The following is a 23,049-nucleotide window of genomic DNA, read 5'->3' as shown; positions in this document are numbered from 1 at the left end:
CCGACGCTCCCCCTCCCCCGGCCCGTCCGCCGGGCACCGCCACCACTGAGCGGGGTGGCAGTTACCCGCCACGTTCACCCCGCGCCCCGCGGCAGGACACACCGTGGTAATGAACCCGTAACCGTGCCCGGCTTTGCCGGAAATGGCGTCGATCCACCGAATCGCACCCCGAAATACTTGCAGTAACCACGCTCCTGAGGTCCCGTTCGGCCGAAATGCGCATCTCGGCTGACGGGGCCTCAGTTGTTGACGGAGCGTCAATTCTGGCGGGCGTGCGCCAATTTCCCTGGCCCTCTGTGCATGTGACCACGTCGATTGTCATGCTTCCGACAGCTTCGTACGGCGGCGCCCAGTCGATCCCCACCCCGACGGGCACGGCTTCCCGTGCGGAGCCGCAGCACCCGTTCCGCCCCCTGCGAGCACTCACCCCAAGTGCCCCGGAACGAGGTGCGACCGCGCACACGCGGTTGGATCGGAAGGAACATCACGTGAAGCGAAAGCTCACTGTCGGAGCCGTACTCTCCGCCTCGGCCCTGCTCGCCGGTGCCATCCAGGTCAGCTCCGGAGCGGCCCAGGCCGCCCCCACCCCCGCTCCCGCTTCCGGCCCCGCACAGCAGCGCGCCGCCGATCTCGCCCGGGCCACGGCCGAGGCGCCCGCCGCGGCCCGCACGCTGGGCCTCGGCAGCACGGAGAAGCTCGTCGCGAAGGACGTCGTCACCGACGCGGACGGCAGCCGCCACGTCCGGTACGAGCGCACCTACAACGGGATGCCCGTGCTCGGCGGCGACCTCGTGGTCCACCAGGACGCCAAGGGGGCCGTGAAGTCGGCCGACAAGGCGGTCCAGGCTCCGATCGCCCCCGCTTCGCTCTCGCCGAAGCTCTCCGCGGGCGAAGCGTCCGCCAAGGCCTCCGGAGCCGTGCAGGCCACCGTCGGCATCACGAAGGACGCCGACGAGCCCGCCCTCTCCTCGGTCGGCCGCGCCGGCACCCCGCGCCTCGTGGTCTGGGCCGCCAGCGGCACCCCGCGCCTGGCGTACGAGACCGTCGTCGAGGGCGTGCGCGCCGACGGCACCCCCAGCCGGCAGCGCGTCGTCACCGACGGGGAGAACGGCGCGGTCCTCTCCACCCACGAGAGCATCCAGACCGCCAACGCCACCGGCAGCGGTAAGGGCGTCTTCGTCGGATCGGTGCCGCTCACCACCAACCAGAGCGGCTCCACCTACCAGTTGAAGGACGCCACGCGCGGCGGCCAGTACACCACCAACCTCGCCAACAAGACCTCGGGCAACGGCACCCTGTACACCGACGCCGACAACGCCTGGGGCACCGGGACCGTGTCCAACGGCCAGTCCGCGGCGGTCGACGCCCAGTACGGCGCCGCGGTCACCTGGGACTTCTACAAGAACACCTTCGGCCGCAGCGGCATACGCAACGACGGGGTCGGCGCCTTCAGCCGGGTCCACTACGGCCGCAACTACGTCAACGCCTTCTGGGACGACGACTGCTTCTGCATGACCTACGGCGACGGCGCGAGCAACACCCACCCGCTCACCGAACTGGACGTCTCCGGCCACGAGATGAGCCACGGCGTCACCTCCAACACCGCCGGCCTGAACTACTCCGGCGAGTCGGGCGGCCTGAACGAGGCCACCTCCGACATCTTCGGCACCGGCGTGGAGTTCTACGCCAACCTCGCCGCCGACAAGGGCGACTACCTCATCGGCGAGCTGATCAACCTCAACGGCAACGGGACGCCGCTGCGCTACATGGACAAGCCCTCCAAGGACGGCGGCTCCGCCGACTCCTGGTCCTCCGGCGTCGGCAACCTCGACGTCCACTACTCCTCGGGCGTCGGCAACCACTTCTTCTACCTGCTCTCCGAGGGCAGCGGCGCCAAGACCATCAACGGCGTCTCCTACAACAGCCCCACCTCCAACGGCGTCGCGCTCACCGGCATCGGCCGGGACAAGGCCCTCAAGATCTGGTACCGCGCGCTCACCGTGCACATGACGTCCACCACCAACTACAAGGGCGCCCGCACCGCCACGCTCAGCGCCGCGGGAGACCTGTACGGCACGACCTCCGCCGAGTACAAGGCCGTGGCCGCCGCCTGGTCCGGAGTCAACGTCAACTGATCCGTACCCGGACGATGACGGGCGCCCCCTCCATGCCATGGAGGGGGCGCCTTCCGATCAGCCGCGCACGTGCAGCCCGAAGCCGGTACGGCCCGTGGGCTCCAGCCCCTCCTTCAGGTGCAGCGAGGGAATCTCGTAGTCACCGAAGTTCTGCCGCCGGAACGCGATCGGCTCGGTCGACTCCAGGGTGAGCAGGCGCTCCTCCCAGGCCTTGGCCACGTCCGGGTACTCCTCGGCGGTCATCCGGTCGACGCCGTACAGCACGAACGGCGGCAACACCTCGATGCCCGGGTAGTAGAGGATGCCGTGCTGGATCGGGAACAGCAGGTCGTCGATGGGGCCGTTGATCCCGCGGGCCGCGTAGTGCGACTCGGGCCCGCCCGTGGTCACGGAGAGCAGGGCCCGCTTGCCCGCGAGGGTGCCTTCGCCGAAGCGCTCGCCGTACTTCGTGGCGCTGTGCTCCCCGACCCCGTACGCGAAGCGGTAGGTGAACACCCGGTCCACCCAACCCTTGAGGATCGCGGGCATCGAGTACCACCACAGCGGGAACTGGAAGACGATCGTGTCCGCCCACAGCAGCTTCTCCTGCTCGGCCAGGACGTCCGTGGTGAGCGTCCCGGCCTCGAACGCCCGGCCCGAGTCCAGGGCGACCTTCAGCGGAGTCGAGGCGTGGGGGCCGTAGTCCTCCGCGTCCACGACCGCCTTCCAGTCCATCGCGTACAGGTCGCTCACCCGCACCTCGTGCCCGGCGGCCTCCAACGTGGACACCGCCAGATCCTTCAACGAGCTGTTGAGCGACTGCCGCTCGGGGTGGGCGTGGACGATCAGGATCTTCACGGGAGCTCCTCGGGAAACGGTTCGGATGCCCTCGATCCTGGCCGCCGCGGCGCCCGGTGTTCAGGGGCGCGCCTTCCGTCGGACGGGACTTCCTGGTATTGGCAGGGCCACCCTCACCTGCTGGGGCGCAGCCATACTGGGGGCATGGACGATCTTGCAGGTTTCCTGCGCACCCGGCGCTCCCGAGTCGCCCCGGCCACCGTCGGCATCCCCGTCGACAGCCGCCGCCGGGTCGCCGGGCTGCGCCGCGAAGAGGTCGCGCACCTGTCCGGAGTCAGCGTCGACTACTACGTGCGCCTGGAGCAGGGCCGCGCGACGCAGCCTTCGGAGCAGGTCCTCGACGCGCTCGCCCGCGTCCTCGGCCTCGACGAGACCGAACGCGGACACCTCGACCGGCTCGCCCGGCAGCCCCGCCGGCGACCGAAGACGCCGAGCGGCCGGCTGCGGCCGGAGCTGCTGCGCGTCCTGGACCTGGTCACCGACGCACCCGCGCTGATCATGAACCACCGGCTGGACGCGCTCGCCGGGAACCGTCTGGCCCGCCTCCTTTTCGGCCGGCCGATGCCCGGCCTGAACATCGCCCGGCACGTGTTCCTGGAGGAGGCCGAGCGCGGCCTCTTCGCGGAGTGGGACGACTGCACGCTCGATGTGGTCGGGCACCTGCGCCTGGCGGCCGGCACCTACCCCGATGACCCCCGCCTGGCCTCGCTCATCGGCGAGCTGGCGATGGGCAGCGAGCGCTTCCGCCACCTCTGGGCCCGCGCGGACGTGCGCGCCCGCACGCACGGGCGCAAGACGTACCGGCACCCGCTGGTGGGACTGCTGGAACTGCACCAGGAGAACTTCGCGCTGCCGGACCCGACGGGCACGGAACTGCTGGTGATGTCCGCGGCCCCCGGCACCCCGACCGCGGACGGGCTGCGCCTGCTCGCCAGCCTGTGCGGCGAAGCCGGCGCAGCACCGGATCCCGAAGCGGCCGGCGCCCCCCTGGGGAGTGTCTGACGCGCGGCTACGGCGTCTGCCAATAGTCGGCCCAGGCCCGGGCCGCGGCCACCGTGCGCTCCAGGCCGGTCGTTCCGTACGCCTGCCAGGCCTCCCAGGACCGGGCGTCCGCCTCGGCCAGGACCACGACGGCCTCGCGGGGCGCCCGGGCGAAGGCGGGGACGCGCGCGCACCAGCTCGCGGCCTGTGCGGGAGTCTGCCGGCCGTCCAGGACCAGCCGTTGACCCCACAGGACCGCGTCCACCCACCCGGGGCCGCGGGCCGCCCACGCCCAGTCGATCAGCCACGTCCGGTCGGCCCCCGGCAGGAAGTTGGTCGCCGCCGGATCCCCGTGCACGAGCCCGTCGCCGATCAGGAGCGGCTCGTCGGCCGGGTCGCAGTACTCCTTCCACCGCTCCCACGCCGCCGGCAACCCGGCCCCGGGCGGCGCGGCCGTCGTGCTCAACTCCCGCAGGACCGCGGTGACGGCCTCCAGCTGGCGGCCGGCCTCGGCGTCGAAGTCGACCCATGGCGACGTGCTCGTGATCCCCGCGAACCCCAGGACCGTCCAACCGCTCACCGAGATCCGCCAGAGCAGACGCGGTGCGAAGGCGGGCAGGAAGGGCGCGACCCGGCTCTCCACGTCCAGCTCCGCCGTCCGCTCGTGGCCTTCGGGCAGCCCCTTGACGAAGACGTGCCCGCGACCGGGTACGGACAGCAGGGCCGCGAAGCCCGCGCTGCTCCCGTGGACCATGTCGGTCGCGGAACCGCCCGCTCCGACCCGGTCGGCGACGGCGTGCCGTACGAACTCGGGCAGTTCTCCGTAGGAGCGCGGGGCGACACGCACGGCCATCCACCTCTGGGGGTGCTGCGGCTCGTTCGACGGGAACGGCAGGTCCTTCTCCGGCCGCCTCAGGCTACCGGGCCCGCCGAGCGGGCCGGGCCCGAACCCGCGAACTCCGGGCCGAAGGAGACGGCCTACTCTCCGCCGCTGGACCCCCTGGGGCCGCGGCGCCGCCGCTTCGCCGAGCGTCGCACCAGAGCGCCTGCGGCGAGCGTCACGGTGGCCACCGTGCGGGCCCAGCGGGGCCCGCCCCGCTCGGCCCAGAGCACGCACGCGCACCCGCCGACCGCAAGCACCAGGATCCCCACCAACACCAGAGCGATCATTCTTCCTACCTCCCCGCGCATTCGGTCGCGCCCACCGGTTCCGCGCGCGGCCTTGCTGATCGGTCCCGGCCGGTTCCGGGGGACAGCCGTCCTTCCGGTGACCGCGGGTCACCCGGCCGGACGTCCGACCGTACGGCGTCGGTGCTCGCCGCGCAGCACCCGGGCGGCCGCCGCGGCGTCGTAGGCCCCGCAGGCGGTGCCCGCCCAGATGGACGACTGGCGGGGCAGCGCGTAGTACGGCACGAGCAGGGTCACCGGGCGGTCGCGCTCGTCGCGGACGGTCCACAGGGCGGGCAGTACGTCGGGGGCCTCGCCCGCGACGAGGGCGAGGCGGCACGGCTCGCACGCGGGGCGGCGCGCTGCGGCGGCCTCCCGCGCGACCACCCGCCGCCCCTTGCGGACACCGCGGTCGCGCGGCGGTTCGGCGGCGGCGCCGTGCAGGGGGTTGTAGAAGCAGCGCGGCCGTGGCACGGGCGGGCGTTGCCCCAGGTGCCGGGCGCGGGCGGCGACGAAGAGTTCGACCGCCCGGTCCGCGAGCACCACGCAGGCCGCCAGGTCCGGCAGGTCCTGCGCCTCGTCCAGCAGTTTGCCGGCCGCCTGGTAGGCCTCCGTGGCGGCCAGGTAGTCCCGTCGCACCGCGCTCTGTCCGGGGTCCGGGGTGAACTCCGTGCGCGGGTCCGCCAGTAGCTCGCCCACGCGCGTGACGTGCTCGGCGGCGGCCGGGGCGAGCTGCGCGCGCAGCGCCTCCCACTCCGCCCGGACCCTCTTCTCCCGCTCGCGCGAGCGGGACCGGCCGGACGGCTGCGGGTGCACGGGAGCGTCCGGTAGCCGCCCGCGCAGCCAGCGGAGATCCGGTATCCCGGCCAGGACCGCGCGCAGCGGATTCGGTACCCGGTACTTCCCCACGGATCCCCCTCCGCAGCCCACGATCGGTGTTCCACCCTAGTCGGTTGCCGCGCGTCGCCGGGCGGCGCCGGCTCCTTCGCCGAGGGTCACTCGGGGGGCGGCCCGTAGCGCCGCGCCAGGGCGCGGGCGGCGCGGGCGACGGCGTCGCGCAGCTCCGGGGGGTCGAGGACCTCCGCCTCCGCACCGAGCCCGAGCAGGTCGCCGACCGCCACGGCGGTGGTCTCCACGGACAGCCGGACCTCCACCCAGCCCTCCTGGTCGGGCGGCCCGGCCCCTTCGAGGGCGCGCCGGCCGGCCGCGCCGAGCCGCATGGGCAGCAGCCGCGCGGCGTCCGGCGAGATCCGCAGCCGGGCCGTGTCGTGGTGCAGCGCGGCCTCCATCCGCCGGGACGAGTGCTCCCAGTAGGGCGCCAGGGCGAAGCCGGTGGGTCGCTCGAAGGTTTCCGCCAGGCCCTCCACCGCCAGGAACCGCGCGACCCGGTAGGTCCGTACGGAGTCCTCCCCCAGCGCCACCACGTACCAGATGCCCGCTTTGAGGACCAGGCCCAGGGGGTGCAGGTCCCGGTGCACCTCACCGCGCCAGCGTCGGTAGTGGGTGCGCACCGCGCGCTGTTCCCACACGGCGCGGGCGAGGGCCGCCAGGTGGGGCACCGGGTCGGCGTCGCGGAACCAGGCCGGGGCGTCCAGGTGGAAGCGGTCCTGGACGCGCCGGGCCCGGTCGGCCAGGGCGGCGGGCAGCGCGGCCTGGAGCTTGAGCTGGGCGGTCGCCAACTCCGCGCCCAGGCCCAGGTCGTTCGCCGGGCCGGGGGCTCCGGCGAGGAAGAGCGACCCGGCCTCGGCGTCGGTGAGCCCCGTCAGCCGGGTCCGGTAGCCGTCCATCAGGCGGAACCCGCCGGCCGGTCCGCGCTCGGCCAGGACCGGGACGCCCGAGGCGGCGAGCGCCTCGACGTCGCGGTAGACGGTGCGGACGGACACCTCCAGTGCGGTGGCCAGTTCGGGGGCCGTCATCAGGCCGCGGTTCTGGAGCAGCAGGAGCAGGGACAGAAGCCGGTCGGCGCGCATGGGGCCATTGTCGCGCCGTACCTGACAAGAGGTGTCAGGTACGGCGGCCAGGCTGTTCACCTACCGCGCGGGGCAGACCGCGCGGCCGGACCAGAGGACGACCATGCCCGTGCAGACCACCGGCCACTTCACCGCCGCCGATTGGGCGGAGCACCCGATCGGTGCGGGAGGCACGCACCCCACGCTCGCCCGCGCCGGCGTCGTCAACACCTTCACCGGCGGCATCGAGGCCGCGGACACCACCTGCGACTACACGATCGCGTACGTGAGCGCGACGACCGGTACGTTCGCCGGAATGGAGGTGCTGCGGGGCAGTCTCGACGGCCGCAAGGGCGGCTTCGCCGTCGAGGAGCGCGGCTCCTTCGACGCCGACGGCACCGTGCACTGCACCTTCGAGGTCGTGCCGGGCTCGGGCACCGGCGAGTTGGCCGGGCTGCGCGGGACGGGCGGCTTCACCGCGCGGCACGGCGAGCCGTCGGTCGCGTACACCTTCGACTACGACCTCGACTGAGCCCGGGCCCGTGGGCGGCGGGGCGGAAGGACCTCGCCCACGGGCCCTCCGTCACCGCGGCCCGGCGGGGTGCGGGTCGACCAGGGCGTGCAGGCCGGACACGGCGGCGCCGCGCAGGCGCTTGGCCTCGATCGTCCCCATGCCGACGTGCAGGGCGCTCGCGCCGTGGGCGTAGGCGTCCTCGATCGGCAGGTAGTAGGTGAGGTTGAAGTACAGGTGGGGCGCGGGGTGGCGGCGGTCGTGGGCCGCCGCGCGGACCCACGTCGTGCTCCCGTAGTGGTAGTAGAGGCAGAAACCGATCATCCGGTCTCCGTCGTAGGCCGCGACCACCCGCGCTTCGCTGCCCATCGCCGCGGCCTGCCTCTCCAGCAGGGCGGTCATGGCGTCCACGCCGTCGCGGTCGTGCCCGTGGTCCTGCTGGTGTCCGGCGAGGAGGAACGCGGCGTCCTCGACGCAGTCCGCGAGGAGTTGTCGGCGTACGTCGAGGCCGGACGCGGCGAAGTCGCGGCGTTCGCCGCGGATCGCGGCCCGGCGCTTGCGGCGCAGGGAGGCGACGTAGTCGTCGATGCCCGTGCCGGGGAGGGGGATGAGGGCGTCGTCCTCCAGGTGGAGGGCGGGGTCCGGGTACAGGGGCGCGAGCAGGGCGGTGGCCGGGGCGGTGAGGTAGGGCCACCAGTGCGTGGTGCCGTGGTCCTCGGCGAAACGGCGTACGGCGTCCCGCAGATGGATGAGGCAGAGGTCCCGGCGGTCGGGGTCGAGGCCGGGGGCGGTCAGCGGCGTGTTGTGGTAGCCGCGGCGCGCCCCGGCGATCACGCGGGGCCCCAGGTGCGGGGGCAGCACGGCCCGGGGCTGGTAGCTGTCGTTCGGTTCCTCGTGCACGAAGGAGAACGGGGCGGCGGCGAGCAGGGCGCCCGCCGGGTCGCGTACGAGCGCGTACGCACGGGTGGCGGTGGGGTCCTTCTCCTCCCCGGCGAGCCATCGGTGGGAGAGGTAGAGACCCGCGGGGCGGGCCAGGTGCTCCCACTCGGCGGCGGGGACCTCGTGGATGGACTCGATGGTGCTCGCGATCAACTCTGGTTCCTCCGGCGGTGGCGGTGGGTGGCCCTGAGGGCGGGCGCGGCAAGTGCGCCGATCAGGCAGGCGGCGGCTTCGACTCCCCACGGGTAGAGGGGGCCGGTCTCCAGGAGCAGGGTGAACAGGGCCGGAGCGGCGACCATGCCGGCGGCCCAGGAGAACTGGTACAGGCCCTGCGTGAAGCCTCCGGCCGCCTGCGGGGTGAGGCTCACCGACAGTTCGCTCAGGGCCGGGCCGAGGAGGATCTCGGCCACGCTGAAGAGGGTGATCGCAGCGATGAGGGCCACCCAGGCGACGGCGGCGGCACGCGGCAGCGCCGGTAGCGCGAACACCGCCATCGCGACCGTCAGGATCAGGTATCCGGCGGCGACCGCGCGGCGGGGTTCCTTGGGCGCCACGTGTGCGGTGACCACCGTCGAACACGCGGAGACGATCACGGTGTTGATGACGAAGAGCATGCTCGCCGCCGAGGCGGGGAGCCCGAGGGCGCGGGTGGTGTAGACGGCGACGAGGACGGCGAGGACGGCCTGCGCGAGGACGTAGGGGAGGTTGACCGCCACGAGGAGGAGGTAGCGGCGGGTGTCGTCGGACCGGGTCGCCGGCGCGCTCGGCGACGCGGCCTCCCGTTCGGGCGGGGTGGTGGGGAGGGCCGCGAAGCAGGCGGCGGCCAGCAGGTAGGTGGCGGCGTCGACGGCGATCATCCAGCGCAGCGAGCCGTTCCCGAACACGGTCAGGGCGCCCGCGGCGGCGGCGGACCCCGCCGCGAGCCCGATGTTGCGCAGCGAACCGGTGAACGCGAACCAGGCACGGCGTTCCTCGGCCCGGGTGACGTGCGTGATCAGGGTGCGCTGGGCGGTGAAGTACATGTTGATGCCGGCCTGGACGAGCACGTACACGGCGGCGATGTGCCACGGGTCGCGGGCGAGCAGGAACAGGGCGAACCCGGCGGCGGAGAGGAGGTTCGCCCACACCACCACGCGCCGGGGCCCGACACGGTCCATGAGGCGTCCGGCGAGGAAGGTGACCGGCAGGGCCAGCGCCTGACCGACCGTCATGGCCGCGCCCACCCGCGCCAGGGGCACTCCCAGGACCTCGGTGAAGTACAGCAGTCCCAGCGGCAGGAGCATGCCGTTGCCGACGGAGTCGATCAGGTTGCCGGTGACGAAGAGGCCGTGACCGCGCAGTGCGGGCAGGCCGAGGCGGTCCGCCGCGGAGCGCGGGCGGCGGGTTCCGGTGGGCGCGCTCACCGCTTCAGCAGCGAGGTGATCTTGCCCAGGACGTCGGCCGCGGGGAAGCCGGTCGTCTCGTGCAGCTCCGTCAAGGACTTCACCGTCCGGTCCTCCTCGCCCTCGGCGAGGGTGATCACGACGATGTCCCCGTGGGAGGCCCCGTCGATCACCAGCTCGTGCGCGGTGACCACGCTGACGCGCCGGCGCAGCTCCGCCACCAGCTCCGGCGCGATGCCGTCCCCGGCGAGGAACTCGATCGCCCAGCCCACCCGTGGCACCGCGCCCGCGGTGAGGGGGAGGCCGCGGGCCATCCGGGCGAGGGAGGCGAAGGTGTTGGTGGCGGACGCGGCGCACGAGAGGGTGGTGGCGCCGCCGATGCGCGGGTTGACCTCCAGGACCACGAACCGGCCGCCGGTGTAGATCATGTCGACGTTCACCGATCCGTACACCCCCAGGTCCGCGCAGAAGTCGACCAGGGTGCGGGCCACTTCGGCGAAGGCAGCGTCCGCTCGCGCGCGGGGGCCGCACCAGCGCAGGTCCGCGAAGGTGAACACCGGCTCCGGCCCGGCCCGTCCGGTCCAGCACGGAGGGAGGACCTGGTAGGAGCCCGGACGCCCGACGATGTCCACGCTGCACAGATCGCCCACGACGACTTCTTCCACCACCGTGGACACCGCCCCGGGACCCGGTGCGCGGTGGGCGTCGAGGTGGGCGTCGAGGTCGGCGGGCGTGTGCAGGGTGCGGATGCCCATGCTGGTCGAGTCCCATACGGGCTTCGACATCAGCGGGTATCCCGTCTCCTCGGCCAGCGCGCGCAGCGCGTCCCGGTAGCCGGGCACCGCGAGGCCCCGCCCCGCCAGCAGGTCGGACTCGACGCGGAACCCGTCGGGCACCGCCAGCCCGGCCCGCCTGCACCGTTGCTTGGTCTCCCACTTGTCCACCAGCAGCATCGTCGCCGCGAGCGGGGTCATGACCGTGGGGATGCCGGCGGCGTCCAGGAACGCCTTGGTCGCGGCGTCGCGCAGCGCGTTCTCGCAGGGCAGCGAGATCGACACCGCGGCGTCCGCTCCCCAGCCGGCGACCGCGTCCGCCAGTTCCCGTGGCGTCACCCCGCGGTCGAGCCGTTGCCGGTGGCCGGGGAAGTCTTCGTCACCGGCGGCGCCGCTGGTGTGGAACAGCCCGGATTCGATCCCGTCGTCGGCGAGCGCGCGTACGGCCCGCTGGATGTAGGGGTCTGCGCGCTGGATGCGTACGGACCGGAGGAAGGCGATCTTCCGCACCTGGGTCAGCCCACTTCCACTCGGGACCGGGCGGCCGCCCGGCCGGCCAGCCCGCGCGCCGCGTCGGCCGTCTCCGCACGGGCCACCACGTGCCCGATGCGGCACATCGAATCCGTGGGCTCGGGCACCACCGCCCCGGGCCGCAGGTGTACTTCGCCGTGCGTACCGGGCAGGTTCGCGATGACCGCCCGCCGCAGGACCCCGCCGCGCTCCGGCAGCAGGAAGCGGATCGACGCCGCGTCCGTACGGGAGGGGACGGTGTCGGGCAGCAGGCCGAGCACGGCCTGGAGGTGGGCCACCGCCTCGCTCACGCCCGTCGCGGCCTCGACGACCTCGCACAGGTTGTCCCCCGGCAGGCGGGCGCCGGTCTCGATCACGTACGGCGTGTCCGAGTCCGGTGGGATCTTCACCTCCGTGTGCGCGATCCCGTCGCGGACGCCCACGGCGAGCGCCGCCCGCGCGGCGGTGTGCTGCACCTTCCTGACCAGCGGCGCGGACAGGCCGGAAGGGCAGGTGTGCCCGGTCTCGATGCGGTACCGGCCCCTGGTGGTGTCCTTGGCGACGACGGGCAGCGGGTAGGCCACCCCGTCGGCGACCACCGTGTCGCAGGAGTACTCGTCCCCGGGGACGTACTCCTGGATCAGGGCCCGCGCGTCGAGCTCCAGGCCGTGCGGCTGGGCGTGCGTGTACTGGCGGGCCGCGCGGACGGCCTCGGCGAGCTGGTCCGGGCCGTCGACCACGGACACGCCCCAGGAACCGCCCTGCTCGGCGGGCTTGACGACCAGGGGCCAGCCCAACTCCCGCTCCAGTGCCACCCGGTGGGCTTCGGCGCCGTCGTGCGCGACCGCCCAGCGGGGGGCGGGGATCCCGGCGGCCGCGAACGCCTCGCCCATCAGGACCTTGTTGCGGGCCGCGCGGGCGAGCCGGGGGTCGTTGCCGGGCAGGCCCAGCCGTTCGGCGAGCAGCGCGGCGAGCGGGGTGAAGAGCTCGAAGCAGGGGGCGACACCGGCGATGGCGTGCTGCCGGCAGAAGGCCTCCATGTCCGCCAGCGCCTTCGAAGTATCGGTCAGGTCCGTCGCGCAGAGCCCGGCGAGGGCGGCCCGCAGCCACTGCGGGTAGCCGTCGTGGACGTCCTGGTGGGTGGCCGCGTACAGGCGCACTCCCAGGCGTTCGGCGGCCTCGACGAGGAAGCGCCCCGCGTTCCCCATCGGCTCGATGACCAGCACTCCCGGCCCGTGCGGACCCGTCCCGTTTTCCATTCCTCCAGCAAAGCCGTGGGCCGGGCGCGGCGGCTATGGGCCTGACAGACGAAATCAACTCGCCGCACGGCACCACCATTTGGAGCAATACACAATGAACTGGTCAGTAGGTGGACGGTATTTGGTGCTCCCACCCGATGGGCCCCGAAGGGCGCCCCGTGGTCCGATCACCAGGCTGGGTGAACCCGCGCCCGGACCCGTCCCGGAAGGCAACACCGTGACCAGCAGGCTGCACCAAGAGCTCGCCGACCACATCGAACAGGGCGTCATTCCGCCCTACCAGTACTCGTACCCGCCCCGCTCCACCTACCGCCCGCTCCCCGAGGGCAAATGGACCGTCCCCGACATCTGGGCCGCGGACCTCGCCAACTACCAGGTTCCCGAGCTCAACCTCTACCTGCACGTACCCTTCTGCGACCGCAAATGCGGGTTCTGCAACCTGTACACCATCATCAGCACGGACGAGGACGTCTACGACGCCTACACCGACGCGCTCTGTACGCAGATCCGCGATCACGCGGAGATCATCCAGGCCCGCCGGCTGCGCACCATCTACATCGGCGGCGGGACCCCCGCCCTGCTGCGGCCCCGCCACTTCGAGCAGATATTCGCCACCATCGGCGAGATCTACCCCAACTGGCGCTCCACGGCGGAGGAGATCGCCGTGGAGGCCACCCCGTCGTCGATCGCCGACGCTCCCGACGAGTTCAAGGCCCTCATCGACATGGGCCTCACCCGCGCCAACGTCGGCATCCAGTCCCTCGTCCCGCGCGAGATCCGCGAGGCCGGCCGCGGCGGGGAGGACGAGGACGTCATCCGCCGCGCCATCCGCACGGCCCAGGACCTGGGCCTGCCGGACCTGTCCACCGACCTGATCATGGGCTTCGCGGGGCAGACCCCCGAGACCTGGCGCCAGAGCGTGGACGAGCTGGCCGCGCTCCAACCCACCACCATCAGCACGTACTTCCTCACGGTGCGGCCGGACGCCTGGTTCTCCAGGACGGGCGCCTACCAGTACATGTGGCAGCCCGAGCTGTACGAGCGCTACGACTACGCGCGCCAGGTCTTCCTCGACCACGGTTACGTCCAGGAGGGCTCCGTGCGCTACAAGAAGCCCGGCCGCGGGGGCTACGCGCAGAAGGTGCTCACCTTCCACGGCGTGCCGCTGCTCGGCCTCGGCGTCGGCGCCCGCTCCTACACCAGCGTGCTCGACTACATGTGCGGCAGCGTGAAGCCGTCGGCGGCCGAGGTGGCCGACTACATCACGAAGGCCAAGAACCACGAACTCGCCCCCGTCACCGGCTTCGAGCTGACCGCCGAGGAGATCGTCCGCAAGCGCCTCGTCCTCGACACCTTCGACCTCGACCTCGGCGAGCTCGACCGCTTCGGCTACCAGGGGCACGCCGCCGAGTTCGAGCCCATCCTGGAGGCCGCCGAGTCCAACGGGCTGATCCACCGCCTCGGCCGGCGCGTCCAGCTGACCTCCAAGGGCTTCAAGTACCGCGACGTGCTGTCCTGGATGTTCTACTCCGGGTCCGTCAAGGACCTCGACCGCGAGTACTACGAGCGGCTGCACGCGGCCAACAGGCGCGCGCAGAAGAACATGGGGGCGACTCCGGTCCGGATCACCGGAATCGACCTGCGCGAGCGCGAGGGGGTCGCGTGAGCGGTCTGTACGTCGCGGCGGGCGGCGGAGGGGATCCCGTCGGGACCCTCGTCGCCGCCCGCGCCCTCGCGGCGGACCCGGCCGGACCGGCCGACCCGCCGCTGATCGCCACGTACGCGTGGGAGCGCCCCGAGGTCGACCCGACCTCCAGCCCGCTCGGCGCGGCGGATTTCGACGGGCTCGTGCAGGAAGCCGGAAGCGGCCGGGGTGACGGCTTCGCGGCCTTCACCCCGGCCACCCGGGCCCGCCCGCCCGCCGGGTCGACCATGCCCGCCCTCGCGCGGGACCTGCCCGCCCGGCTGCTGCTCCTCGACCCCGGCCGGGGCCTCGCCGCCCTGGCCCGGCAGATCGCGTCCATGGCCGAAGCGGCGGGCGGTCGGATCCACGTCGTCGACATCGGCGGCGACGTCCTGACCCACGGCGACGAGCCCGGGCTGTGCAGCCCGTTCGGTGACGCCCTCACCCTCGCCGCCTGCCACCTCACGGGGCTCCCCACCACCGTGCACGTCGCGGGGCCCGGCCTCGACGGGGAGATCGGCGAAGGGGTCCTCCTCGAACGCCTCGCCGCGAGCCCGCCCCTCGTCCCCGACCGGGACGCGACGACGGCGGCCGCCCGCGCACTGGCCTGGCACCCCTCCGAGGCGTCCGCGCTGTGGGCCGCCGCCCTCCACGGCGTCCGCGGCACCGTGCGCACCGTCAACCACGTCATCGCGCTCACGGACGCCTCCCCGCGGCTCTACCCCTTGCCGCTCCAGGAGGCCATCGCCCACAACCCCGTGGCCCGGGCCCTCGTCGAGGAGCGCCCGGCGACCCTGGCAGCCGCCGCCGACGTCTCCCACCGGCTCACCGGCATTCCCGGGCTGGAGAGCGAACGCGCCGGAACCCCCCGGCGGGAGCCGCCCGCCGGGGGGACCGCCCTCCTCGACCGGGACGGGGCCGTGCGGACGCTGCGCGCGGCGGCCGACGGAGCCGAGCACGTCACCCTCCGCTACGCCGCCCGCACCCTGGGCCTGACCTGGTCGGACATCCCGGCCCTACGGGCCCTCCTCACCACGGACACCCCGCTCCTGCGGCTCGGCTGACGGGGCCGGCCGGCGTCCCGGGCCGGCCGGGACCGCGTCGAGCCCGGCCGGCCGTCACGAGGTGGGGAACGGCAGGCGGGGCGAGGGCGTCGTACCGGCTGCTGGGGCAGGGGCGGGGGCGGCGCATGAGGCCGGTCCGGGTGCGAGGACGAGCACGGAGTCCCGCGGCCCGAAGCAGACCTCCGCCCGCTTGTCGGGGTTGATGCACAAGCCGTGCGCGGGGCCGTCCGGGCCGTCCGGCTGGAGCCGGTAGCCGATGACGCAGTGCCCGCGGCGGCGCCCCGCCTCCACCACCGTGGCGTAGCCGACGGGGCGTCCGGTCACGACGTAGTCGGCGGCGGGCCTCAGGTGGAGGGTGTCGCCGGTGGACGCGAGCAGGCTGTCGAAGACCGCTCCGAGGCTTCCGTCCTCGGCGATCTGGGTCATCAGCAGGCTGATCAGGCGGCTGCCGACGATGAAGTCGGCGCCCTCGCGGGCGGGTGCCAGCAGGCGGTTGCGGTCGTCGGCCATCTCGGTCACCACGGCCAGTTCCCGGCCCGCCGCCCGCTCCAGGGCCCGCAGGTGCAGCAGCGTGACCAGGGTCCGATCATCGCCGCCGAGGGGCGGGCCGCCCGCCTCCGGGCCGTCGTACCCCAGGACCACGGCCCGGTCGAAGCCCAGTGGGTCGATCGCCGCCAGTACGTCCGGGTCGCTCACGTCGCCGTCGAGGACGGTGACCGGCATCCGCCGCCCGGGCGTCCGGGCGCAGCGGTCCGCGTCCTTCAGGTGCTCCTCGCCCTCCGCCATCACCACCAGCACGGAGCCGTCGGGCACGCCCGCGTCGAGCTGCTCGATGATGCGGGGGGCGCGGGGGTTCCAGCCGAGCATCAGGAAGCGTTCCGGGGAGGGCCGCGAGGGCGGCGCCGTGACGACCGCCCGGTCGTCGACGGGCAGCGGCCGGTCCGTCGGGACGGCCGTGTCGTCGTCCTCGGTGATCACCACGATCCGGTCCCGCACGCCGAGGACGCTCGCCGAGGGCGGGTTGAGCTCCACCCGGCCGTCGGCGCGCAGCAGGCCGATCGCGCTGGAGTCGGCGTACGCGAACAGGAGGTCGCCGAAGGTGCTGCCGGCGAGGTGGCCGGCGGGCACGGTGTAGATCTCGTCCCCGTCGAAGCCGAGCAGGGCCCGGTAGACGAGCGAGAGCCCGGGCTCGCAGGAGGTCCTCGCGATCAGCCGGGCGGTGATGTCCTCGATGTTCAGTACGTGCCCCAGCGGTCCGGCGGCCAGGTCCGCGGCCCGCTTGTGCCGCCCGTCGCGGACGGCCGCGACCACGCCGGGCCGGGCGGGCGCGCCGAGTCCGCGGACCGCGGCCTCCAAGGCGAGCAGGGTCTTCACCACGTGGGCGTCGCCCCCCTCTCCTTCGTGGGTCAGGACCAGCACGGCGCGGGCCGTCCCGGGTGCGACGAGCGACACGAGGGCGGGGTCGGTGGTCGTCCCGCTGCGGCAGATCAGCCGGGTCCGGCCCAGCCGTCCGACGGCGTCGGTGATCTCGTCCTCCATCTGCGCCTTGTCCTTGGGGCCGAGGACGGCGAGGGCCGCCCGGCGCTGGTTGGCGTTGGCCGTGATCAGCTCGGACACGATCGGGAAGACCTGGTCGGACCAGCCGAGCAGGACCGTGTGCCCGGACTCCAGGACGGTGGAGCGGCCCCGCCGCAGCGCGAGGACCTTGTCGTTGAGACCGGTGGTGATGAGGCTGACGAGGGTGGAGACGAAGAGCAGCGCGACGAGGGCCAGCACCACCGAGAGCACCACGTACAGGGGACTACCGACGGCGCCGCCGAGCTTGAGGGTCTGGCCGACGCTCACCCAGACGGCCAGGGCCCGGCCGGAGGAGGTGGTCGGGCCGTGGTCGTCCGCCCAGACCAGGGCCGCGCTGGCCGGTACGACGATGGCCGTGCACATCAGTACGAGCCAGCCGATCAGCACCGCCGTGCCGCGGGCCACCATGGTGTCGAACCAGTAGCGCGTGCGCGCCCAGGCGGGTGCGTTCCGTCCTGCTGGGTCTGTGGGCCTGCGTCCTGACAACCGGCGTTCCTCGGTGGGATGGCGCGGCGGGTGCCCGCCGTGCCGCGGACCGCCCGGCACCGACGGATGGGTGCACGTGACACCTTAACGGCGCGTCACGGTAGGGAAACGGCATAGCGGTTAAACCCATCCGCAGCATGACGAAGGGGACTCGTTTTCGGATTCGGGGCCGATCCGGGAGCGGTGCGGGAGCGGTTCGGAGCCGAGCCGGGTCCGTCCCGCGGACTTACGCGCGCGGCGCGGCCGGTCCGGGGCCGGCGCCGGCGCCGTCGTCCATCAGGCGCCGCCGGACCTGGTCCTCCTGGGCGAGTCGGCGCAGCAGCTCGAACACCGGAGCGCAGATCGCGAAGACGATCACCGCCCGCTCGGCCAGGGCCACCGGGTCCTCCAGGACCGCCGCGCGTTCCAGGTCCAGTCGGGCCACCCCCTCGGCCAGCCGTGCGTAGGCCGCGAGCTCGCCCGGGCCGTACTGCGCGTCCAGCCGCCGCAGCTCCCGCAGGGCGGTCGTCAGCCCCCGCACGTGCGGTGAGGTGTCGGGGGCCTGCCAGTCCAGGGCCGTGAGCAGCTCGGTCACCTCCGCAGCGGCGGCCGGGGTGGCGCCGTCGTCCTCGGGCCCCGCGCCGCCCTGGGCGGCCACGGGCACCGGGAGGGCGTAGCTGACCGCTCCGAGGGCGCCCTCGGAGGTGTCGGCCTGGTCCACGGCCCCCAGCACGTCCCGGGTGGCGGCGATGGACAGGCCGCCGAGCGTGGTCAGCGCCTTGATCAACCGCAGCCGCTGCGCGTGCTCGTCCCCGTACTCGGAGATGGTCGCGGAAGTGGCCCGGCCCGCCGGCAACAGGCCTTGGCGCAGGAAGTACTTGATGCTGGCGACGGGTACGCCGGTCCGCCGGCTGAGCTCGGAGATCTTCATGCGGCTTCCCTGCTGGTCACTCGGTCCGGCTCGCGCCGTCGGCGATTGGACACCGCAACAAGATACTGCCAGTATCCACCATCTGGATACCTTCAGTATCCAGCCTCAGGAACGCAGTCGTACCGGAGAATCGATGCCTCAGCCCAATCCCCCCTCCGTGCTCCGCCGACCCCGGTTGTGGATCGGTACGGGACTCATCGCCGCAGTGGTCTCCATGATGTTCGCGCTGCTCTACGTCGGCGGCAACGTCAACCCCAGGGGCAACCTGCGCGATCTGCCCGTGGCCCTGGTCAACGGGGACCGCGGCGCTGACGCCGGCGGCCGGCACCTCGACCTGGGCGATCAGGCCGTCGCGGGGATCCGCAAGGCCGCCGAGGGCGACCGGAGCATCGACTGGCAGGTCGTCAGCCGTGCGGAGGCCGACAAGCGCCTGGGCAGCGGCAAGGTCTTCGGCGCCCTCGTCATACCCGAGGACTTCTCCGCGACGGTGGCCGCGCTCGGCTCCCCCCAGCCCGCGGCCCAGGGCAAGGCCGCCCCGCCGACCATGACCGTGCTGACCAACCAGGCAGCCGGCAGCATCGGCTCCTCGATGTCCTCCCAGGCAGCCCAGAAGGCCGCCCACGCCGCCTCCGCCTCGATCGGCCAGGAGCTCCTCAAGCAGGCCGGAGCCCAGAAGACCGCGCTCCCCACGGCCGCCCAGCTGAAGCTGGCCGACCCGGTGACCGTGGCCGTCGCCGACGGCCACCCCCTCGGGGCGCGCAGCGCCATGGGCCTGAGCGCCTTCTACTACGCGCTGGTCCTGGTCGTCTGCGGCATGCTCGGCGCCAACCTGGTCAACTCCCAGGTCGACACCGCGCTCGGTTACCTGCACACCGACTACGGCCCCATCCGCAAGCGCGAACCCGTGCAGCACACCAGCCGCGTGCGCACCCTGGCCATCGGCATGGCGCTGATGCTCGGCATGGCCGTGGTCATGGGCACCTTGGTCGAGGTCGCGACCGTCGGCATCCTCGACATGGACGCCTCCCACCTCGGCCTGCTGTGGCTCTACTCGGTCGCCACCATCGCGGTCGTCGGCCTGGGCAGCCTGGCCCTCTTCGCCGCCTTCGGCACCCCGGGCATGCTGCTGGCCACCATCGTCTTCGTCGCGATGGCCGTTCCTTCCTCCGGCGCCACCGTGCCGCTCCAGGCGCTGCCCGGCTTCTTCCGCGCCCTCGCCGAGTTCGAGCCGTTGCGCCAGATCACCGAGGGCCTGCGCTCCCTGCTCTACTACGGCGCCCAGGCCGACGCCGGTCTGACCCGGGCGTGGACCTCGATGGGCGTCGCCCTATTCGCCGCCCTGGTCTTCGGCTTCGCGGTCACCCGCCTCTACGACCGCCGGGGGCTGCACCGCATCCCGCACCCCGACGGCGAGACCCCCGCGGCCCAGGAGCCGGCCGGGGCGGCGGAGCCCGCCGGCGCCTGATCCACCTTCGTCGGCGTGGCGGTGCGGGGCGGTCGGTGGCCGCCCCGCACCGCCACGCCGGTCCCGCCCCTGCCCGGGCCCTGCGGTTGCTCGCCTCCGGCAACGTGCCCGCCCGAGCGGGGGATGCCGCTCAGCGGAAGGCGTCGGCGTTCTCCGCGGCCCACTGCCGGAAGGGGCGGGCCGGCTCGCCGGTGACCCGGGCGACCGTGTCGCGCACCGCCAGCAGTTCGTCGTTCACGTCGCCGCCGGTGACGTCGAGCACCGCGTCCGCGGCCTCCGGCCCGAAGGCGGCGGCCATCTGCGCGCGGGCCTCCTGCCGGCCGATCTCGACGAAGGGCACCTCCCGTCCCAGTGCGGCCGCGATGGCCTCGACCTGCTGTCGGGCGGTCACCGGTTCCGGACCGGTCAGGGCGTACGTGCGTCCGTGGTGACCGGGCTCGGTGAGGGCCACGCGCGCCACCGCGGCGATGTCCGCGGGGTGGATGGTGGGCAGCGCGGTCCCGGCGTACGGCGCGCTGACGCGTCCGCGGCCCCGGACGGTCGCGGACCACATCAGGGCGTTCGACGCGAACTGCGTCGGCCGCAGGATCGTCCAGGCCATGCCGCTCGCCTTGAGCAGCTGTTCCACCGCCAGGTTCTCGCCGGCGGGGCCGAGGTGCGGGTGGCTCTGGACGGTGATGGACGACACCAGCACGACGTGCTCCACGCCCGCCCGCCGGGCCGCATCGAGTACCTCGGCATCCGGGCCCAGGCGCGACACGAGGAACATCGAGCGCACCCCCTCCAACGCGGGCTCCAACGACGCGAGCCGCGCGAAGTCGCCCTCCGCCACCTCCACCCCTTCCGGGAGGACGGCCCGAGCGGCGTCACGGGTGAGCCCCCTCACCGGCCCGGCGCCGCGTGCGTGCAGCTCCTCGATCAAGGCGCGGCCTATGTTTCCAGTGGCTCCGGTCACGAGGATCATGAGCGTGCTTCCCGTCGTCAGGTGATCAACTGGGCGCCACGCTAGGACCTCGATCTTGGTTGAGGTCAAGGTGCTGAGGCACGTCTCGGTAGCGGCACGTCCCCGTAGCGGGTGGCCATCGCGGCGGCGCGGCGGCGCAGGGCGGTGCGCACCGACTGCGGTGACAGGGCCTCCGCGTCCGCGCCGAGCTGCCACAGTGCCCATTCGGCATGTCGCGCATCCTGGAACGTCAGCTCCAGCCGCAGCCGCCCGTCCACGTCGGGTTCCTCCGCGCGCACGGCCACCGCGGTGTCCACCAGGTCGTCCCGGCGCTCCGGTTCCACCCGTACCAGGACGGTGATGTGGTCGCTGCCGAGGAACTGCGCGCAGCGTTCGCGCCAGATCCGGTCCAGATCGACCCGGTTCGGCCGCTCGGCCGCCTCGGCGAGCTCCTCGGCGGCGAGCACGCGCGACAACCGGTAGGTACGGTCCGCGCCCGATCTCGTCGCCAGCAGATATCCACGGTCGCGCACGGTCACCAGTCCGATCGGGTCCACCGTGCGCCACCGAAGCGTACCGCCCGTGGGCGCGTAGCGGATGCGCAGCTTGTTCCCGGCGAGCACCGCACGACGGACCTCGATCATCGTGGCGTCGGACACCTCGTCGGCGGTCGGGCGGCGCGGGAGCAGGTCGGTCCGCGGATCGACGAGGAAACGCCCGGCCGCGTCGCTCACGGTGGCCCGGTGCCCTTCGGGCAGCGCGTCGACCACCTTCCGCAGGGCCGAAGCGAGCGCCGGGCCGAGGCCGAACGCCCCCTCGCCGCGCCCCGATCCGGCGGCCAGCAGGGCGAGGGCCTCGTCGCGGTTGAGTCCGATGAGCTCGGTCCGGAAACCGGGCAACAGCGCGAAACCGCCGTGCCGGCCCCGTTCGGCGTAGACGGGGACGCCGGCCGCGGAGAGCGCCTCGATGTCGCGCAGCACGGTGCGCGTGGACACCTCCAGCTCGCGGGCCAAGGTGTCGGCGGTCAACTGGCCGCGTTGGCGCAGCAGTAGGACCAGGGAGACCAACCGATCGGCGCGCACGGCAGAACGCTATGCGAATACCTGACGGAAGGTGTCGTGATTCGCGACGAGGCTCGTCCACACGACGTCGGAACCGGCGTCTGCCGAGCGGGTCGACGTACGTCCCCGCGACGAACGGATGGAGTTGGTGTGGCAGTGGAGCGCACGGCGGTCAACCCGAGCACGTGGTCGGTGGCGTTGGGGTTCAACCAGGGCGAGGTCGTGTCCGGGCACTCACGGACGCTGTACGTCTCGGGACAGACCGCGATGAGCGGCGACGGCGAGCCCCTGCACGACGGGGACATGGCGGCGCAGTTGCGCCTGAGCACGGACAACCTGGAGGCGGTCCTCGGCGCGGCCGGCATGTCCCTCGCGCACCTCGTGCGGCTCAACGTCTACACCACCGACGTCGACCTGCTGTTCCAGCACTACGGCGAGCTGGCGGCGCGGTTGGGCGCGGCCGGGGTGGCACCGCCCACCACGATGCTCGGAGTGGTGCGACTGGCCGTCCCCGGCCAACTGGTCGAGATCGAGGGAACCGCCGTCGCCTGAGGCGATGGCCACCGGCCCTTCGGGCGACCGACCCCGGTCCGGGCCGTCAGGCGAGCCTCAAGTCGATCCAGGGGATCGTCTCCCCGGCCAGCAGGTAGCGCTCGCTCTCGACGAATCCGCGGCGGAGCGCGAAGCGCAGGCCGTCCTCGTCGGACGTCGTGGGGTCAGGCCGGGTCGATCTGCGCCACGGCCTCCTCCAGGTCGGTCACGGTCCCCGACATGATCGCCCGTACGTGCCGGGTGATGGATCGCACGGGCCAGTCCCACCACGCCACGGCGAGGAGGCGGGCGACGTCCGTGGCGTCGTAGCGGGTGCGGATGAGCCGGGCGGGGTTGCCGCCGACGATGGCGTAGTCGGGGACGTCCGCGGTGACCACGGCGCCGGCGGCGATGATCGCGCCGTGACCGATGCGCACACCGGGCATGACCGTGGCGCCGTGGCCGAACCACACGTCGTTGCCGACGACCGTGTCGCCCCGGACGGGCAGGTCGGTGATCAGGTCGAAGTGCTCCGCCCACGAGCCCCCCATGGTGGGGAACGGGAAGGTGGAAGGTCCGTCCATGCGGTGGTTGGCGCCGTTCATGATGAACCGGGTGCCCGTGCCCAAGGCGCAGTACTTCCCGACGACGAGCCGCTCGGGGCCGTAGTGGTAGAGGACGTTGCGCGTCTCGAAGGCGGTCGGGTCGTCCGGGTCGTCGTAGTAGGTGAAGTCGCCGACCTCGATCAGCGGCGACTTCACCAGTGGCTTGAGCAGGACCACACGCGGGTGCTCCTGCATCGGGTGGAGCACGGTGGGGTCAGCGGGAACGGGTTGCATCGCGGAGGCGGTTCCTCTCCATCGCACCGAGAGTGACTTCTGACG

The 23,049-nt window shown here is 73.2% G+C and carries 20 protein-coding genes and 1 pseudogene; 7 read left to right on the top strand and 14 right to left on the bottom strand.

Annotated features, from left to right (window positions below; translation table 11 throughout):
• Positions 1–488: 488 nt before the first annotated feature.
• The gene (locus ACIQWR_RS21390; RefSeq protein WP_404011752.1) at positions 489–2,135 is read left to right on the top strand and encodes a M4 family metallopeptidase; all 1,647 of its coding nucleotides are present in this window, start codon (positions 489–491) and stop codon (positions 2,133–2,135) included.
• Positions 2,136–2,192: 57 nt separating this feature from the next.
• Here ACIQWR_RS21390 and ACIQWR_RS21385 read toward each other — a convergent pair whose 3' ends face one another.
• A complete protein-coding gene (locus ACIQWR_RS21385; RefSeq protein WP_404011750.1) occupies positions 2,193–2,972 on the bottom strand; it encodes an NAD(P)H-dependent oxidoreductase in 780 nt (259 codons plus the stop codon).
• Positions 2,973–3,116: 144 nt separating this feature from the next.
• Between ACIQWR_RS21385 and ACIQWR_RS21380 the strand changes: the two genes are divergently transcribed.
• Positions 3,117–3,974: a helix-turn-helix transcriptional regulator gene (locus ACIQWR_RS21380; RefSeq protein ID WP_404011747.1), complete on the top strand. Its 858-nt coding sequence runs from the start codon at positions 3,117–3,119 to the stop codon at positions 3,972–3,974.
• Positions 3,975–3,981: 7 nt separating this feature from the next.
• Here ACIQWR_RS21380 and ACIQWR_RS21375 read toward each other — a convergent pair whose 3' ends face one another.
• From ACIQWR_RS21375 to ACIQWR_RS21365, 3 genes are all read right to left on the bottom strand, one after another.
• Complete coding sequence (locus tag ACIQWR_RS21375) at positions 3,982–4,800, bottom strand: aminoglycoside phosphotransferase (RefSeq protein ID WP_404011745.1); 819 nt, start codon at positions 4,798–4,800, stop codon at positions 3,982–3,984.
• Between the two features lie 431 nt (positions 4,801–5,231).
• Positions 5,232–6,029 (bottom strand): hypothetical protein, encoded by a 798-nt coding sequence (locus ACIQWR_RS21370; RefSeq protein WP_404011742.1) that lies wholly within the window; start codon positions 6,027–6,029, stop codon positions 5,232–5,234.
• A gap of 86 nt (positions 6,030–6,115) precedes the next feature.
• The gene (locus ACIQWR_RS21365) at positions 6,116–7,090 is read right to left on the bottom strand and encodes a helix-turn-helix transcriptional regulator (protein ID WP_404011739.1); all 975 of its coding nucleotides are present in this window, start codon (positions 7,088–7,090) and stop codon (positions 6,116–6,118) included.
• A 103-nt stretch (positions 7,091–7,193) separates the two neighbouring features.
• Here ACIQWR_RS21365 and ACIQWR_RS21360 point away from each other — a divergent pair, with 103 nt between their 5' ends.
• Entirely contained in the window at positions 7,194–7,601 is a 408-nt protein-coding gene (locus ACIQWR_RS21360) for a DUF3224 domain-containing protein (protein ID WP_404011736.1), read from the top strand.
• Between the two features lie 51 nt (positions 7,602–7,652).
• Here ACIQWR_RS21360 and ACIQWR_RS21355 read toward each other — a convergent pair whose 3' ends face one another.
• Genes ACIQWR_RS21355 through ACIQWR_RS21340 form a run of 4 tightly spaced genes read right to left on the bottom strand, consistent with a single transcriptional unit; the run spans position 7,653 to position 12,443 of the window.
• Positions 7,653–8,672: a GNAT family N-acetyltransferase gene (locus tag ACIQWR_RS21355; protein ID WP_404011733.1), complete on the bottom strand. Its 1,020-nt coding sequence runs from the start codon at positions 8,670–8,672 to the stop codon at positions 7,653–7,655.
• Positions 8,669–9,922 (bottom strand): MFS transporter, encoded by a 1,254-nt coding sequence (locus tag ACIQWR_RS21350; protein WP_404011730.1) that lies wholly within the window; start codon positions 9,920–9,922, stop codon positions 8,669–8,671. Before ACIQWR_RS21350 ends, ACIQWR_RS21355 begins: the two co-directional genes overlap by 4 nt.
• On the bottom strand, positions 9,919–11,184 hold the full coding sequence (locus tag ACIQWR_RS21345) for an acetyl-CoA carboxylase biotin carboxylase subunit family protein (protein ID WP_404011728.1): 1,266 nt from the start codon (positions 11,182–11,184) through the stop codon (positions 9,919–9,921). Before ACIQWR_RS21345 ends, ACIQWR_RS21350 begins: the two co-directional genes overlap by 4 nt.
• A gap of 5 nt (positions 11,185–11,189) precedes the next feature.
• Complete coding sequence (locus ACIQWR_RS21340; protein ID WP_404011726.1) at positions 11,190–12,443, bottom strand: ATP-grasp domain-containing protein; 1,254 nt, start codon at positions 12,441–12,443, stop codon at positions 11,190–11,192.
• Between the two features lie 217 nt (positions 12,444–12,660).
• On the opposite strand from ACIQWR_RS21340, the gene ACIQWR_RS21335 reads away from it, so the two are divergent.
• Positions 12,661–14,109: a coproporphyrinogen-III oxidase family protein gene (locus tag ACIQWR_RS21335; protein ID WP_404011722.1), complete on the top strand. Its 1,449-nt coding sequence runs from the start codon at positions 12,661–12,663 to the stop codon at positions 14,107–14,109.
• Complete coding sequence (locus ACIQWR_RS21330; protein WP_404011720.1) at positions 14,106–15,191, top strand: DUF1152 domain-containing protein; 1,086 nt, start codon at positions 14,106–14,108, stop codon at positions 15,189–15,191. The genes ACIQWR_RS21335 and ACIQWR_RS21330 overlap by 4 nt, the downstream gene beginning before the upstream one ends.
• 54 nt (positions 15,192–15,245) lie before the next feature.
• On the opposite strand, the gene ACIQWR_RS21325 is transcribed toward ACIQWR_RS21330, so the two are convergent.
• Positions 15,246–17,255, bottom strand: a complete 2,010-nt coding sequence (locus ACIQWR_RS21325) for an NAD-binding lipoprotein (RefSeq protein WP_404011718.1) — start codon at positions 17,253–17,255, stop codon at positions 15,246–15,248.
• 226 nt (positions 17,256–17,481) lie between these two features.
• Entirely contained in the window at positions 17,482–18,165 is a 684-nt protein-coding gene (locus tag ACIQWR_RS21320) for a MerR family transcriptional regulator (RefSeq protein WP_404011715.1), read from the bottom strand.
• Positions 18,166–18,322: 157 nt separating this feature from the next.
• On the opposite strand from ACIQWR_RS21320, the gene ACIQWR_RS21315 reads away from it, so the two are divergent.
• Positions 18,323–19,630, top strand: coding sequence for a DUF3533 domain-containing protein (locus tag ACIQWR_RS21315; protein ID WP_404011713.1), 1,308 nt, complete (start codon positions 18,323–18,325; stop codon positions 19,628–19,630).
• A gap of 130 nt (positions 19,631–19,760) precedes the next feature.
• Here the strand turns inward: ACIQWR_RS21315 and ACIQWR_RS21310 are convergent, their stop codons facing one another.
• On the bottom strand, positions 19,761–20,594 hold the full coding sequence (locus ACIQWR_RS21310) for an NAD(P)H-binding protein (protein WP_404011711.1): 834 nt from the start codon (positions 20,592–20,594) through the stop codon (positions 19,761–19,763).
• Between the two features lie 65 nt (positions 20,595–20,659).
• On the bottom strand, positions 20,660–21,655 hold the full coding sequence (locus ACIQWR_RS21305; RefSeq protein ID WP_404011709.1) for a helix-turn-helix transcriptional regulator: 996 nt from the start codon (positions 21,653–21,655) through the stop codon (positions 20,660–20,662).
• A 135-nt stretch (positions 21,656–21,790) separates the two neighbouring features.
• Here ACIQWR_RS21305 and ACIQWR_RS21300 point away from each other — a divergent pair, with 135 nt between their 5' ends.
• A complete protein-coding gene (locus ACIQWR_RS21300) occupies positions 21,791–22,186 on the top strand; it encodes a RidA family protein (protein WP_404012033.1) in 396 nt (131 codons plus the stop codon).
• Between the two features lie 46 nt (positions 22,187–22,232).
• Here ACIQWR_RS21300 and ACIQWR_RS21295 read toward each other — a convergent pair.
• Both ACIQWR_RS21295 and ACIQWR_RS21290 read right to left on the bottom strand, forming a co-directional pair.
• Positions 22,233–22,343 (bottom strand): annotated as a pseudogene (locus ACIQWR_RS21295) (N-acetyltransferase); the annotation flags it as partial.
• 7 nt (positions 22,344–22,350) lie between these two features.
• Positions 22,351–23,004: a CatB-related O-acetyltransferase gene (locus ACIQWR_RS21290; RefSeq protein ID WP_404011706.1), complete on the bottom strand. Its 654-nt coding sequence runs from the start codon at positions 23,002–23,004 to the stop codon at positions 22,351–22,353.
• Positions 23,005–23,049: the final 45 nt, after the last annotated feature.

Source organism: Streptomyces sp. NPDC098789, from assembly GCF_044759975.1.
Taxonomy (GTDB): Bacteria; Actinomycetota; Actinomycetes; order Streptomycetales; family Streptomycetaceae; genus Streptomyces.
The sequence above is the reverse complement of the archived record's forward strand: the minus strand, read 5'-3'. Positions and strand labels throughout refer to the sequence as shown.